The organism is Nonomuraea polychroma (assembly GCF_004011505.1).
Taxonomy (GTDB): Bacteria; Actinomycetota; Actinomycetes; order Streptosporangiales; family Streptosporangiaceae; genus Nonomuraea; species Nonomuraea polychroma.
On sequence record NZ_SAUN01000001.1, the window covers coordinates 1,984,569 to 1,998,347 of the forward strand.

Sequence of the window (13,779 nt, forward strand, 5' to 3'; positions counted from 1 at the left end):
CGGTGCGGCCGGGACCGGTCGCACCGCCGGGCGTCAGTGCCAGAGGAAGACCGTGGAGCCGGCCGGGCGCTCGCTGTTGGGAAGAGGCCGCTGGAACTGCACCACGCCGCGATTCCCGAGCCGCTGCACCCGCACCTTGAACCCGAGCGCCTCCAACTCCGACTTGGCGTCCTTGACGTCCTTGCCGATCACCCCGGGCACCAGGGTGAACTGCTGATCGTCACGAGCCTCGTCGTCATCGTCACCGCGCCCGAACCAGTTGAGGAAGTCCTGGCACCGCGCCACCGTGACCATGACCTGCGCGCCCGGGTCCACCTCGGCCTTGGCCTTGGGCGTCTGAGCGATCACCGTGCACGGCTCGGCGTCGTCGTCCACCTCCTGGACCTGCACCTGGAAGCCCTGCTGGCCGAGGTAGGCGGCGGCCTCGTCCTTCGGCATGCCGCCGACGTCCGGCATGACCAGCCCGGCGCTCACGAAGATGGCGATCTTCGCGCCTTCCTTGACCTTCTCGCCGTTCTGAGGAGAGGTGCGGATGACCTTGTCGCGCTCGACCTCCGTGTTGGCCACTCGCGTGACCGTCCCCACGGTCAGCCCAGCGGCGGCGATCTTGTCGCGGGCGTCGTTGCCGGTCATGCCCGCGACATCGGGCACGACCACGCGCTTGGGCCCGAGCGAGGGCACCAAGGTGATCGTGGCGCCCCGCTCCACCTCGGTCTCGGCCACCGGGTCGGTGCGGAGCACGAGCCCTTCGGCGACGTTCTCGTCGTGTTTGCCGTCCACCGTCTTGATCTTGAGCCCGGCCCGGGCGGCGTTCTTCTCGGCCACGGCCAGGCTCTTGCCCACCAACTCGGGTACGGCGACGTATTCAGGCTGGGCGAAGTACCACCCGGTCAGCGCGACGGCGACGACCATCACGCCGGCCAGTATCACCAGGAACCAGTTGGGCCGGAACCCGCGCCGCTGCGGCATCTCAGCCCGCGGCTGGATCAGCGTGTGCGCCGGCGCCGCCTGAGGCGCCGACTGCGCGGCGTGAACGGCCGTCCTGGCGTTGGGCTGGGACGGCGTGGGCGGCTGGTGAAGCCCGTGGGGCTGGGAGTGCGACAGCGGCGGAGTGGACGTCCGCGGCAACATCCGGTGCGCGTCCACGGCCGCGACGAGCATGGCGGTCGCGTCGGCGGGACGGTCCCCGGGCTCACGGGCCGTCGCGTTCGCCACGAGCGTGTCGACCAGCGGCGGCACCTCGGGGACCAGCGACGACGGCGCCGGCACGGTGTCGTGCACGTGCCGGTAGGCCACCGACATCGGCGTCTCGCCGTCGTAAGGCTGCTGCCCCGTCACCAGCTCGAACAGCATGATGCCCGCGGCGTAGACGTCGCTGCGCACGTCGGCGGCGCCGGTGGTGACCTGTTCGGGCGCCATGTAGCCGATCGTGCCGATCATCACGCCGGTACGGGTCTGGTTGGTCGCCTCGATGGCCCTGGCCAGGCCGAAGTCGACGACCTTGACCCGGCCGTCGTCGGTCATCAGGACGTTTTCCGGCTTCACGTCGCGATGCACCAGCCCGGCCTGGTGGGCCGCGCCCAGGGCGGCGAGCACCGGGATCATGATCTCGAGCGCCTCGCGGGCGGGCAGCCGGCCGCGATCGCGCAGGATGTCGCGCAGCGTCCGGCCCGGCACGTATTCCATCGACAGGTAGACGACGTCGTTGTCGGTGCCCTGGTCGAAGACGTGCACCACGTTGGGGTGGGAGAGACTGGCCACCGACTTCGCCTCGCCGATGAACCTCCTGACGAACGCCGGGTCCTCGGCGAGCGAGCGGTGCATGACCTTCAGCGCCACCGTGCGGTCGAGCCGGACGTCCAGCGCGAGGTAGACGGTCGCCATACCGCCCCGGGCGATCCGGCTCTCGATGCGATAGCGCCCATCGAGGAGCCGCCCGACCAGGGGGTCCGCAGTCGTCGTGTCCACCCAGCAGAGTTTACGGGCGTTTTGCCACTGGCAGGGCCCCACCGCCCGAAACCGATGCGGAGCCGTGCTCGATGGAACGTGCCCACGCCCGCCGAACCGGACACAGCCCCACCTGCGTCACAACCCCGCCGCCGTGCCCGCCCCAGGGGCGGGCACGGCGGCATCGTGGCGTGGCGTGATCACGTGCCGGCGGGACGTGTCAGGGGGTCATCGGGGAGGACGCCTCGGCGTAGCGGCGGCGCGGGATGCGGCCCGCCTGCCGCGCCAGCCGCCCGGCCACCACCGCCGACTTCATGGCCGCCGCCATGAGATCGGGCCGCTGCGCCCGGGTGACCGCCGTGGCCAGGAGCACGGCGTCGCAGCCCAGCTCCATCGCCAGCGCGGCGTCGCTGGCCGTGCCGATGCCCGCGTCGAGGATCACGGGCACCGAGGCGGCCTCCACGATCAGCTCGATGTTGTGCGGGTTGCGGATGCCCAGCCCCGAGCCGATCGGCGCCCCCAGGGGCATCACGGCCGCGCAGCCGGCCTGCTCCAGCCGCCGGGCCAGCGCCGGGTCGTCGCCGATGTACGGCAACACCACGAAGCCCTCCGCCACCAGCCGCTCGGCCGCGTCGAACGTCTCGATCGGGTCGGGCAGCAGCGTCCGCTCGTCGGCGATGACCTCCAGCTTGACCCAGTTCGTGCCGAGCGCCTCCCTGGCCAGCCGCGCCGTCAGCACGGCCTCGCCCGCCGTGAAGCAGCCGGCCGTGTTCGGGAGCACCTTGATGTCCCGCTTGCGCAGCACGTCCAGAACGGAGCCGCGGGCCCCGGGGTCCAGCCGCCGCATGGCGACCGTGGTCAGCTCGGTGCCGGACGCGGCCAGCGCGTGGTCGAGCACCTCCAGGGAAGGCGCGCCGCCGGTCCCCATGATGAGCCGGGAGGAGAACTTCTCCCCGGCGATGATCAGATCATCCACCTTGCACCGCCGTCAGCACCTCCATGCGGTCGCGGTCGCTGAGCGCCGTCGTCTCCCAGGCGCTCCGCGTGACCACCTCGTCGTTCACGGCCACGGCCACCCCGGTGGTGGCCGTGGTCAAGGTCCGTACGGCCTGCGCCACGGTCGTGCCGTCGGCGACCTCGTGCGCGGCCCCGTTGATCGTCACAATCATGAGATTTCCTGAAACCTCCCCGGCGAGCACAACGCCGCCAGCCGACCTTCTTCGCCACCCAAGTCGCCTGACCCACCCAAGTCGCCTGACCCACCCAAGTCGCCCAAGCCACCAAAGTCGCCCGAGCCACCCAAGTCGCCCAAGCCGCTCGAATCGCCCGCGTCGCCCAGCACGAGCGCCGCCGTGAGCGGCGCGAGCAGCACACCGCCCCGGTAGTGCCCGGTGGCCAGGACGAGCCCCGGCGTCCCGCTCGGGCCGATGATCGGCAGGTTGTCCGGCGTGCCCGGCCGCAGCCCGGCCACCACGTCGGCGATCTCCAGCTCGGTCACGCCCGGCACCAGCTCTCTGGCGTCGCGCAGCAGCTCGTAGAGCCCGCCCGCGGTCACCCTGGTGTCGAACCCCAGCTCCTCCTGGGTGGCCCCGACGACCAGCTCGCCGTCGCCGCGAGGGACGAGGTAGACGTACGAGCCGTGCACGGTGCCGCGTACGCACCGGCTGAGCAGCGGCTGCGGGGAACGCAACCGCATGATCTGCCCCTTGACCGGCCGCACCGGCACCTCGGCCAGCTCGCCGCTCCAGGCCCCCGCCGCCAGGACGACCCGCTCCGCCCGCAGCTCGGACGGCGGCTCAGATTCCTCTCGCGGCGTGCCGGGGGCACCCGTCGGCGGCTCCAGGCGTACCCCGATGACCCTGCCGTCCTCGTCGCGCAGGAGGCCCGCGGCACGCGCCCGCACCAGCGGCACCCGCAGCCGCTCCAGGGCCGCGAGCAGGGCCGCCGTCACGCGGCGCGGATCCACCCAGGCGTCGCCGGGAGCCAGCAGCCCGCCGCGCACCGACGGGGCCAGCATGGGCTCCAGGCGGCGGCACTCGCGCCCGGTCAGCCGCTCGACCGGCAGCCCGAGCTTGTCCATGAAAGCCGCCAGCTCGTCCAGCGCCGCGAGATCGTCGGCCCCGAACGCCACGTCGAGCGTCCCGTCCGCACGCAGGTCCAGCCCGTGCCGAGCCGCGTCGCCGATCTCCAGCCCGCCGAACGCCCCGAGCCCGGCCACCTCGGCGGTCGTCCCCGGATCGCCGTCGCCGGACCGGGCCGTCCCGTCCGAGATGCCGCCCGCCGTGGCCAGGGCGTCGTCGCTGCGCCCGGTGAGGCCGGCGTCCTGGGCGAGCTCGGCGGCGAAGGACGGCCAGCGGCGCAGTGACGCCATGCCCAGCCGCAGCAGCGGCGCCTCCGTGTACGTCACCTCGCTGACCGGGGCCAGCATCCCCGCCGCCGCGTAGGAGGCCCCCGAGGCCGGAGCCGGATCCACCACGGTGACCGCGCGCCCCGCCCGGGCCATCCGCCACGCGATGGACAGTCCGACGATCCCGCCGCCTACGATCACATCCACATGCGCTCCCTTCGCCGGCATGATCCGGATCAGGTGTCTTGCGGTCGAAGGCCCGGTGCAGCCTTCCTCTCAGCCCGGTAACGGCCGGACTCCCGCGCGTCTTTACCTCCTCAGCCTACGGCCTCGGTGCGACGTCCAAGAACGGCCCCCGTTAAGGTCATGAACGTGGACAATGTCGTGGTGGTGGGAGCGGGCCTGGCGGGCGTCCGCACGGTGGAGGCCCTGCGTGGGCGAGGGTTCGGCGGCAGAATCACGCTGATCGGGCAGGAGCGGCATCGCCCCTACGACCGCCCGCCCCTGTCCAAGAGCGTGCTCCTCGGCGAGGCCGACAGCAGCTTCGTCGACACCGACCTCACCGCACTCGACGTCGCCTTCCGCCCGGGCGTGGGCGCCAAGGCGCTGCGCGCGGGCGTCGTGGAGACCACCGAGGGCGAAGTCGGCTACGACGGCCTGGTCATCGCCACCGGATCCGAGCCGATCAGGCTGCCCGGCGACGGGCCCCAGCACGTGCTGCGCACCCTCGACGACGCCCACGAGCTCAGGGCCATGCTCGTGCCCGGCGCCCGGGTGGCGATCATCGGCGCCGGCTGGATCGGCGCCGAGGTGGCCACCGCCGCCCGCCGCGCCGGCTGCGCGGTCACGGTGATCGAGGCGGCCGCCACCCCGCTCGCGACCGCCGTCGGCACGGAGATCGGGGCCCGTACCCAGCGCTGGTACGAGGGCATCGACCTGCGGCTGAACACCATGGTCCGGTCCGTGGACGAGGGCGGCGTGCGGCTGGTGGACGGCGAGTTCGTCGAGGCCCACGTGGTCGTGACCGGCATCGGCGTGCGGCCCGCCGTCGAATGGCTGGCCGACGCCGACATCGACCTGCACAACGGCGTCGTCGTCGACGAGCACCTGCGGGCCTCCCTGCCGAACACGGTCGCCGTCGGGGACTGCGCCGCCTGGTGGTCGCGCCGCTTCCGTACCCGGCTCAGGATCGAGCACTGGGACACCGCGCTCAACGCCCCCGAGGTCGCCGCCGCCACGCTGCTGGGCGAGGACGCGGTCTACGACCCGGTGCCGTACTTCTGGTCGGAGCAGTTCGGGCACATGGTCCAGTACGCCGGGCACCACCCGGCGGGGGAGCGGCTCATCTACCGCGGCGACCCGGAAGGCAAGTGGTCGGCCGTCTGGCTCGCCGCCGACGGCGCCCTGGCCGCGGTGCTCGCCGTGGATCGGCCGCGAGATCTCGTACAGGGACGCAGAATCATCGGCGCGGGACACCGTCTCGACGCGGAACGCCTGGTAGATCCAGAAGTATCCCTACGAGATTGTGTTGTTTGAGCAAGCACGGCATGTGGTAGTTGTGGTTTCGTGACGCTTTCTGTTGCACAGATCGACCGGGAGACCGACCAGCTCGTGGACGAGTGGCTGACGCTCCCCGAAGTGGCCCAGCGCCTTGAGCTTCCCATAGGGCGGGCCAAGCAGCTCCTGAAGGACCACAAGCTCCTCGGCGTGCGCCGGGGCAGCGGCGGGCCGCAGGTGCCCGCGGTGTTCCTCGATGGGAAGGACGTGATGAAGGGCCTGCCCGGCACACTGACCGTGTTGCAGGACGCCGGCTACGACGACGTCGAAGCACTGCGCTGGCTCTTCACCCCCGACGAGTCCCTGCCGGGGTCGCCCATCGAGGCGATCAAGGCCGGCCGTCACACGGAGGTCAAGCGGCGTGCCCAAGCCCTCGCTTTCTGAGGCCCGCCTCTACCTCTGCACCGACGGCCGCCGCGACCGCGGCGACCTCGCGGAGTTCCTCGACTCGGTGCTGGCCGGCGGCGTGGACATCATCCAGCTGCGGGAGAAGGGCCTGGAGGCACGCGACGAACTCGCCCTCCTCGAAGTCTTCCGCGACGCCTGCGACCGGCACGGCAAACTACTGGCCGTCAACGACCGGGCGGACATCGCCTACGCCGCCCGGCCCGACGTGCTCCACCTGGGGCAAGACGATCTTCCTGTGACGGTCGCGCGAGAGATACTCGGCGACGACATCGTCATCGGACGATCCACCCACTCCACCGCCGAGGCTTCCGCGGCGGCGGTGGAGGAGGGCGTCGACTACTTCTGCTGCGGGCCCATCTGGCCCACACCGACCAAGCCCGGCCGCCCGGCCCCCGGGCCCGCGCTGCTGCGGCACGCGGCGTCGCTGGGGACGTCGCGGCCGTGGTTCGGGATCGGCGGCATCGACCTCGCCAACCTGGACGAGGTCATGTCATACGGGGTTCGCCGGGTGGTGGTGGTACGCGCCATCACCGACGCCGACGACCCGGGCGCGGCGGCAGCCGAGTTCTCCAAGCGCCTGTCGGCAGCCGCGGCCGGCTGACGGCCGGTCGCCTGCTGACACGGCCGGTCGCCTGACTGACGGCCGGTCGCCTGACTGACGGCCGGTCGCCTGACTGACGGCCGGTCGCCTGACTGACGGCCGGTCGCCTGACTGACGGCCGGTCGCCCCGACAGACCGCCCTGCCGTCCGGCCGTCTGGCCTGCAGTCCGGCCGGCCTACCGTATGGTGCCGACTGGCGCTCGCCGCCGCCGAGGCGCTTGGCCGGCTTGACAGGCCCGCTCCAGCGACGCGCCCGCCCACAGACGTGCCCGGTGGGACGGCTGCTGTTCGGACGCGTGGCGCTGTGCGACAGCGGGGTTTCTGTCCGGTGGCGCGTTCGCGACCGGTGGGAAGGTCAGGCCTTGCGGGATGTGGCGGCGATGGCGAGGTCGGTCAGCGCGGTGCGGGCCTCGGCGGTGATCGGGGCCTGGTCGAGCGCGGTCAGCGCCGCGCCCAGGTAGTCGCCGATCAGGTCCTCGCACTCCCGCAGCGCCCCCGTGCCCTCGATGATCCGCCGCAGCGTGGCCACCCCGTCCGCGTCCAGCCCCGGATCCCCGAGCAGGCGCCGGACCGTCTCGGCCTGGCCCGGGGACGCCGCCGCGAGCGTACGGGCGATGAGCATCGTGCGCTTGCCCTCGCGCAGGTCGTCCCCCGCCGGCTTGCCCGTCTGCGCCGGGTCGCCGAACACGCCCAGGATGTCGTCACGCAGCTGGAACGCGATCCCCACCCGCGTGCCGTACCCGGTGCACAGATCGTCCATCCACGGCGCGAGCTCCTGGGCGGCGAGCACGAGCCCAAGCCTCAGCGGCTGCTCCACCGAATACTTGCCGCTCTTGAACAGCGCCACCCGCAGAGCCGAGTCGAACGTGTTCTCCCCGTGCGCCTGCTCCAGCAGGTCGAGGTATTGACCGCACATCAGCTCGGTACGCATGTGGTCGTGCACGGGCTGAGCCGCCTCCAGCGACGCGCGGGGCAGGCCGCTGGTGCGCCACATCTCACCCGACCAGAGCAGCAGCAGGTTGCCCAGCAGGATCGCCGCCCCCTCGCCGAACTGCTCCGCCGAGCCGTGCCAGCCGGCCTTCTCGTGCATGGCCTGGAAGCGGCGGTGCGCGGCCGGCATGCCCCTGCGCAGGTCGCTCTTGTCCATCACATCGTCGTGTACGAGCGCGCTGGCCTGCAGTAATTCCAGCGAGGCAGCCGCGGTGAAGATCTCGGGCACGTCGGTGCCGCCCGCGCCGCGCCAGCCCCAGTAGCAGAACGCGGGACGCAGCCGCTTGCCGCCGGCCAGCAGGTCGTCAGCGGCCGTGCGCAGCGGCTCCAGATCGGGGTCGCCGAGGGCGGGCAGTTGCCGTTCGACGAACTCGCCCAGGGCCCGCTCCACGTGCGTGCGCAGGTGCTGCATACGCGCGGCGTCAGTGGTCATGTCTTGAGACTAGTGGCCGGGCGAGCGCGCTCCGATCCCGGCTCACGTTCAAGCGTGTCCGGCGTACCCGTCGCTCCGGCCGGGGTACCTGTAACCTTGGGCCATGGCGCTTGGTCGACCCTCAATCCGGCCCGATCGTGTTCCCACCGTTCGCGAGATGCTCGCTTCCGGTGGCCGCACGTTCTCGTTCGAGTTCTTCCCGCCGAAGACCGACGAGGGCGAGCGGCAGCTGTGGCGGGCGATCAGGGAGCTGGAGTCGCTGCGGCCGACCTTCGTGTCGGTGACGTACGGCGCGGGCGGCTCCACCCGCGACCGCACGGTCGACATCGTGGAGCGGATCGCCCACGGCACCACGCTCACGCCTGTCGCGCATTTCACCGCGGTCAACCACTCGATCCGCGAGCTGCGCCACCTGATCGGGCGCTTCGCCGACGCCGGGGTGCGCAACATCCTGGCCGTGCGCGGCGACCCCCCGGGCGACCCCACCGCCGAGTGGGTGCAGCACCCCGAGGGCGTGCTCTACGCCGAGGAGCTGGTGCGGCTGATCAGGCAGGCGGGCGACTTCTGCGTCGGCGTGGCCGCCTTCCCCTACAAGCACCCCCGCTCGCCGTCCATCGAGGCCGACACCGAATACTTCGTGCGCAAGTGCGAGGCCGGGGCCGACTACGCGATCACGCAGATGTTCTTCCAGGCGGAGGACTACCTGAGGCTGCGGGACCGGGTGGCGGCCCGGGGCTGCGACACGCCGATCATCCCGTGCATCATGCCGGTGACGCAGATGAGCACGATCGCGCGCTCCGAGCAGCTGTCGGGGGCGCCGTTCCCGCCGGAGGTGGCGGCGCGCTTCGAGGAGGTCGCGGACGATCCGGGCGCGGTGCGGCGGCTGGGCATCGATCACGGGGCCGAGCTGTGCCAGCGGCTGCTGGACGAGGGCGCGCCGGGCATCCACTTCATCACGTTCAACCGCTCCAGCGCCACGCGCGAGGTGTTCCAGCGCATCGCGCCGATAACCCTCTCCGCCTGATCCAACCCCCTTCTTCGTGACGGTCGCCCAGCGGCACCCACCCGCCGACCAGGGCTGGGGGCCTCCAGGGAGACGCTGTCTGACCCCGCACAGGGCCGGGCGCCGTTACGGCGTCACGTGGGCCCTGAAAGTGGTGAGCCCGTCACCCGCCCGCAGGGGGACCGGGCGGGTGACGGGCGGGGGGACAGGGGTAGACGGCATGTAAAGGATCCGTCACTTTCCGTTAACTACGATGCCCTTGGGTATGCGGCGATAAACCCATGAGTCACGCCTTCATCAGCGGCACCCTCAGGTGAAGGGCAGAGGACGGCCGGCGATCGCGTACTCCTCGTAGCCGCCCGGGAAGACGAATCTCGTCAGCAGGTCCGTGAAGCCGAGGCTGGCGTAGAGGTGGCGGGCGGCAGTGGGCTGGTCGTGGGTGGACAGGACGGCCGTGCGCTCGCGGCGGCCCGCGCACAGCGTCCTGATCATGGCCCGGCCGATGCCTTTGCCCTGGTAATCGGGGTGCACATGGATCTCGGCCAGCTCGAACGCGTACCCGAGCCAGGCGTTGGCCACCTCCCGGCCCGACTGCTCCGAGAGCGCCCTGAACACCACGTCATGCCACCACTGCCCGGGCGCGCCGCGGAAGCCGTACGCGAAGCCGACGACTCGGGTTTCCGGCACCTCCCCAGACGGGGACGAATCGCGCAATTCCGCGAAATAACATTGAAAATGCGGATATGTCGCATGATTTCGCATGATGGACTTGCGGCCGGTGATCTGGTCCCGGGGCGGGTTCATCGCTGCCGTGTAAATGCCGATCACCGTCTCCAGCCGCTCGGTGAACGCGGCCGGCCCCGCCCCGCGAAACTCGATCACCCGTCGCACACTACTCGACGTCCACCGCAGTGCCCCCGGTGATGCGTACAAGCTCGTCAAAGGTGGTCGGGAACACCGTTGACGGATGCCCGCCGGCCGCCCACACCACCTCGTGCTTGCTCAGCCAGTTGTCCACCAGGGTCCGCACCGGCGCCGGGTGCCCCACCGGGGCGACGCCGCCGATGGGCTGGCCGGTGGCGGCGCGGACGAACTCGGGCGTCGCGCGGCGTACCTTCTGGACGCCCGCCGTGCGGGCGATGAGCTCCACGTCCACGCGGTGCGCCCCGCTGGTCAGCACGAGCAGCGGCGCCCCGTCGGCGTCGAAGATCAGGCTGTTGGCGATCGCTCCCACCTCGCACCCCAGCTGGGCGGCGGCGGCGGCCGCCGTGGGCGCCTTCTCGGGCAGGACGACGATCTCGCCGCTCGCCCCCCGCTCACGCAGCGCGGCCTCCACGACGACGGCGTTGGCCGGCAACTTTTCAGACATGGAGACACTCTAAACAGGTTGACCGCTTGATTACCCATTCGTGGTGATTGGTATAAGGTCCTTTGATCCGCTCTGAAATGGTGTGAGAGGTGGTACGGGTGAGGGCTCGACGGTTGCCCGGGATGGCTGCGCTGCTGACGGCCGGCGCCGTCGTGCTCTCGGGCTGCGGGACCCAGACGCCGCAACGTACGCACACCTCGCCCGCCGTCACGCATACCGTTCCCCTCGGGGCGGGCGCACAGTCGGTGCCCGCCGCCGCTCCCGCCACGGCCCCCGACAGCGCGCCCCGCAAGACGCTCAAGCTGGGCGCCAAGGGCAAGGCCGTCACCTGGCTGCAGAAGCGGCTGACCGAGCTGGGCTACCGGCCGGGCAAGGCCGACGGCCGGTACGGCGGCACGACGCTGGCGGCCGTCTGGGCGTTCCAGAAGGTCAACGGCATCAAGCCGGCCAGCACGATCGCCAAGCGGACGTGGGAGGCGCTGGAGGCTCCGAAGGCCCCCAAGGTGCTGGTCAAGAACGGCAAGCCGACCCGCGCCGAGGTCAACCTGACCAAGCAGATCATGGTCCTGTACGTCGACGGCGAGGCCACGCTGATCACCCACATCTCGTCGGGCAGCGGCGTCCCGTACTGCGAGACCGCCGTGTGGCAGGGCAAGGAGCAACGTTTCTGCGGCTCCGCGACCACCCCGACCGGCGACTACCGCACGACGTGGCGCAAGAGCGGCTGGCACAGGTCGTACCTGGGTCAGCTGTACAACCCGATCTTCTTCAACGGCGGGATCGCCTTCCACGGCGCGCTGTCGGTGCCGCTCTACCCGGCCTCGCACGGGTGCGTGCGCCTGCCCATGAACGTGGCCCAGGTGCTACCGGGGATGCTCGGCAAGGGCGTGCCCGTCCACGTGCGGGGCTCATTCAAGCGCCCGTGACATAACCCCCGCATAACCGGAATCGGTGACGGGCCGGTTATGGATCACTTGCTGGACTCCTCCTGACTTTCAGGGGGATCCATGACAATGACGTCCTTAGCCCGGATGCCGGACATCGTGCCGGCGGCGCGCTGGAACGGCCGGTCGTGGCCGTGGTGGCTGCCGCTGGCCGCGGGATGGGCGGCGCACGTGGCGCTGCGGCTGTGGCTGTATCGCTACCACGCGGGGCCGGTGGCCAATCCCGACGAGAGCGGGTACCTCCTCGCCGCCCGGTGGCTGGCCGGCGGGGCCGGCGCGGACCTGAGCGGCTCGACGTTCTACCAGGGCGGGTACGCCGTGCTGCTCGTCCCGATCTTCTGGCTGACGGCCGATCCGGTGGTGGCGTACCGGATGGTCGTCGTGGCCGGGTCGATGGCGGCCGCGTGCGCGTACCCGCTGGCGTACCTGCTGCTGCGGCGCATGGCCGTGGGCCGGCGGGCGGCGCTGGTCATGGCGTTCACGGCGGGGTTGTCGCCGGCGTTGCTGGTGTTCGCCGGGCTGGCGCTGGCCGACGCGATCCTGCCGGTCGTCGTGCTGGCCTGGCTCGTCGCGGTGCACGACCTGGCCGCCCGCGGCTCGGCCAGGGCCGGGGCGGCGGCCGGAGCGTTGGCCGGCTATGCCGCGACGGTGCACCTGCGCGGGATGGTCATGCTGGCGGTGTGCGCGCTGGTCGTGGTGGCATTGCTGCGGCGGGTGCCGCGCGGGGCCGCCGTCGCGGCGCTGGGGAGTGCGGGCCTGACGACGGTGGCGGGGCAGGCGCTCAACGGGGCGCTCGCGGCCGCGCTCTATCCGGGCGGGCCTCGGGACCTGTCCGGCTTGCTGGTCGCCAGGCTCACGAGCCTCGACGGGCAGGCGTGGGCGCTGTCGGGGGCGGCCGGGCAACTGTGGTACCTGATCGCCGCCACGTGGGGTCTGGCGGGCGTCGGCCTCGCCGGCGCGGCGGCCATGCTGGTACGCCGCGCCGCACCGCTGCCACACCGCGTGCTGGCGGGCGCGCTGCTGGCCACCACGCTCGGCATCGCGTACGCCTCGTCGGCCGCGCTGCCGGACGAACATCGCGTCGGCAACTACGCATACGGGCGATACCTGGCCTGTGTCGCGGTGGCCTGGACGCTGGCCGGGCTGATCGTGCTGGCCCGCGGCGGGCGGCTCGTGGTGGCGCGGCACGCGCTGGCCGCCGCGGGGCTGCTGGCCGTGACGGGCGGCACGGCCGCCTGGTACGCGGGCGATCGCCTGCACCGCTACGCCTTCATCGCGTTCGACTTTCCCGAGGTGATGTTCCTGAGCGGGGTACGCGACTCGCTCGACATGACGGCCGCCTCGGTCTCCGCCCTGGTCCTGCTCGGCTGTCTGGCCGCCCCGGCCCTGCTCCTGGCCCGCCGGGGGCGCCTGCTGGTCGTGGGCGTGCTGGCGGCGGCCGACCTCGCGTTCACCGTGCACCTGACGCCCGCGGCCCCGCCCGCTCACGGCCGGGACTGGCTGCCCGCACCGCCTCCTGGCCGGGTGGCCGTCGATCGGCGGGTGCGGTGGAACGTGTGGGTGCCGCTGTCGTACCGGGTGTGGTGGGGCCGGCTGGAGTTCTACGACCGCACGCCGCCGGCGGGCGCGTGCACCGCGATCGTCCCGCCCGACGCCGGCCCGCCACCGGCCGGCTGGACCGCGACCGGCGCGGGCGGCCCGCGGCGGGGCTGGACGAGCTGGTCGAACCCGCGGTGCACGCGGCTCAGCACCCGCGGCGGCGCATCACGCGTCGCCGGGGTGGTCGGCGTCCCAGCGTTCGCGGGCCCCGGCGATGGCCTCCTTGTGCTCCCTGGACCACCCGGCCAGGCGCTCGACCGCCTCGGCCAGGCTCCGGCCCATCGGCGTCAGCCGGTATTCGACCTGCGGCGGGATCGTCGGGTACGCCGTGCGCTCGGCCAGCCCGTCCCGGCACAGCCGCCGCGTCGTCAACGTCAGCATCCGCTGGGAGATGCCGGGAATCGCCCGATGCAGCTCCCTGAACCGCCGCACCCCCTTGGCCAGCTCCACCATCACCAGCACCGTCCACTTGTCACCGATCCGGTCGAGCACGTCGCGAATCCCGCAGTCGTCGTCCCCGCACGGTCCGCTGACCTGGGGGGTTACGTCCGTGTGCGCGACTGACATGAAAGTGCCTCCTT

13 protein-coding genes and 1 riboswitch are annotated in these 13,779 nt (G+C 72.1%); of the genes, 5 read left to right on the forward strand and 8 right to left on the reverse strand.

Annotated elements, in window-relative coordinates:
- Nucleotides 1–33 precede the first annotated feature (33 nt).
- From pknB to EDD27_RS55410, 4 genes are all read right to left on the reverse strand, one after another.
- Entirely contained in the window at nt 34–1,968 is a 1,935-nt protein-coding gene (gene pknB, locus EDD27_RS08790) for a Stk1 family PASTA domain-containing Ser/Thr kinase (RefSeq protein ID WP_127931945.1), read from the reverse strand.
- Between the two features lie 199 nt (nt 1,969–2,167).
- The gene (locus tag EDD27_RS08795) at nt 2,168–2,923 is read right to left on the reverse strand and encodes a thiazole synthase (RefSeq protein ID WP_127931946.1); all 756 of its coding nucleotides are present in this window, start codon (nt 2,921–2,923) and stop codon (nt 2,168–2,170) included.
- Nucleotides 2,916–3,116, reverse strand: coding sequence for a sulfur carrier protein ThiS (gene thiS / locus EDD27_RS08800; protein WP_127931947.1), 201 nt, complete (start codon nt 3,114–3,116; stop codon nt 2,916–2,918). Before thiS ends, EDD27_RS08795 begins: the two co-directional genes overlap by 8 nt.
- Nucleotides 3,113–4,501: an FAD-dependent oxidoreductase gene (locus EDD27_RS55410; RefSeq protein ID WP_127931948.1), complete on the reverse strand. Its 1,389-nt coding sequence runs from the start codon at nt 4,499–4,501 to the stop codon at nt 3,113–3,115. The genes thiS and EDD27_RS55410 overlap by 4 nt, the downstream gene beginning before the upstream one ends.
- Nucleotides 4,491–4,607, reverse strand: a riboswitch (TPP riboswitch). Its footprint overlaps the gene before it by 11 nt.
- A 59-nt stretch (nt 4,608–4,666) precedes the next feature.
- Between EDD27_RS55410 and EDD27_RS08810 the strand changes: the two genes are divergently transcribed.
- The 3 genes from EDD27_RS08810 to thiE are packed head-to-tail and all read left to right on the forward strand — an operon-like array spanning nt 4,667 to nt 6,860.
- Entirely contained in the window at nt 4,667–5,830 is a 1,164-nt protein-coding gene (locus EDD27_RS08810; RefSeq protein ID WP_421914961.1) for an NAD(P)/FAD-dependent oxidoreductase, read from the forward strand.
- A gap of 30 nt (nt 5,831–5,860) precedes the next feature.
- Nucleotides 5,861–6,235 (forward strand): Rv2175c family DNA-binding protein, encoded by a 375-nt coding sequence (locus EDD27_RS08815; protein WP_127931950.1) that lies wholly within the window; start codon nt 5,861–5,863, stop codon nt 6,233–6,235.
- A complete protein-coding gene (thiE, locus tag EDD27_RS08820; RefSeq protein ID WP_127931951.1) occupies nt 6,213–6,860 on the forward strand; it encodes a thiamine phosphate synthase in 648 nt (215 codons plus the stop codon). The genes EDD27_RS08815 and thiE overlap by 23 nt, the downstream gene beginning before the upstream one ends.
- A 355-nt stretch (nt 6,861–7,215) precedes the next feature.
- On the opposite strand, the gene EDD27_RS08825 is transcribed toward thiE, so the two are convergent.
- On the reverse strand, nt 7,216–8,283 hold the full coding sequence (locus EDD27_RS08825) for a polyprenyl synthetase family protein (protein ID WP_127931952.1): 1,068 nt from the start codon (nt 8,281–8,283) through the stop codon (nt 7,216–7,218).
- 157 nt (nt 8,284–8,440) lie between these two features.
- Between EDD27_RS08825 and metF the strand changes: the two genes are divergently transcribed.
- Nucleotides 8,441–9,307 (forward strand): methylenetetrahydrofolate reductase [NAD(P)H], encoded by an 867-nt coding sequence (gene metF / locus EDD27_RS08830; RefSeq protein ID WP_241563926.1) that lies wholly within the window; start codon nt 8,441–8,443, stop codon nt 9,305–9,307.
- 288 nt (nt 9,308–9,595) lie between these two features.
- Here metF and EDD27_RS08835 read toward each other — a convergent pair whose 3' ends face one another.
- Together EDD27_RS08835 and EDD27_RS08840 are read right to left on the reverse strand one after the other, a co-directional pair.
- A complete protein-coding gene (locus EDD27_RS08835; RefSeq protein WP_127931954.1) occupies nt 9,596–10,168 on the reverse strand; it encodes a GNAT family N-acetyltransferase in 573 nt (190 codons plus the stop codon).
- A gap of 10 nt (nt 10,169–10,178) precedes the next feature.
- Nucleotides 10,179–10,655: a YbaK/EbsC family protein gene (locus EDD27_RS08840; RefSeq protein WP_127931955.1), complete on the reverse strand. Its 477-nt coding sequence runs from the start codon at nt 10,653–10,655 to the stop codon at nt 10,179–10,181.
- A 122-nt stretch (nt 10,656–10,777) separates the two neighbouring features.
- Between EDD27_RS08840 and EDD27_RS08845 the strand changes: the two genes are divergently transcribed.
- Nucleotides 10,778–11,581 (forward strand): L,D-transpeptidase family protein, encoded by an 804-nt coding sequence (locus EDD27_RS08845; protein WP_127931956.1) that lies wholly within the window; start codon nt 10,778–10,780, stop codon nt 11,579–11,581.
- Nucleotides 11,582–13,363: 1,782 nt separating this feature from the next.
- Here EDD27_RS08845 and EDD27_RS08850 read toward each other — a convergent pair.
- Nucleotides 13,364–13,765: a winged helix-turn-helix transcriptional regulator gene (locus tag EDD27_RS08850; RefSeq protein ID WP_127940569.1), complete on the reverse strand. Its 402-nt coding sequence runs from the start codon at nt 13,763–13,765 to the stop codon at nt 13,364–13,366.
- Nucleotides 13,766–13,779 lie beyond the last annotated feature (14 nt).

What these genes read in the sequence shown, in the direction of transcription:
- metF (WP_241563926.1), top strand. Translation starts at nt 8,441, where the DNA reads ATGCTCGCTTCCGGTGGCCGCACGTTCTCGTTCGAGTTCTTCCCGCCG.
- EDD27_RS08840 (WP_127931955.1), bottom strand. Translation starts at nt 10,655, where the DNA reads ATGTCTGAAAAGTTGCCGGCCAACGCCGTCGTCGTGGAGGCCGCGCTG.
- EDD27_RS08825 (WP_127931952.1), bottom strand. Translation starts at nt 8,283, where the DNA reads ATGACCACTGACGCCGCGCGTATGCAGCACCTGCGCACGCACGTGGAG.
- EDD27_RS08845 (WP_127931956.1), top strand. Translation starts at nt 10,778, where the DNA reads ATGGCTGCGCTGCTGACGGCCGGCGCCGTCGTGCTCTCGGGCTGCGGG.
- thiS (WP_127931947.1), bottom strand. Translation starts at nt 3,116, where the DNA reads ATGATTGTGACGATCAACGGGGCCGCGCACGAGGTCGCCGACGGCACG.
- EDD27_RS08850 (WP_127940569.1), bottom strand. Translation starts at nt 13,765, where the DNA reads ATGTCAGTCGCGCACACGGACGTAACCCCCCAGGTCAGCGGACCGTGC.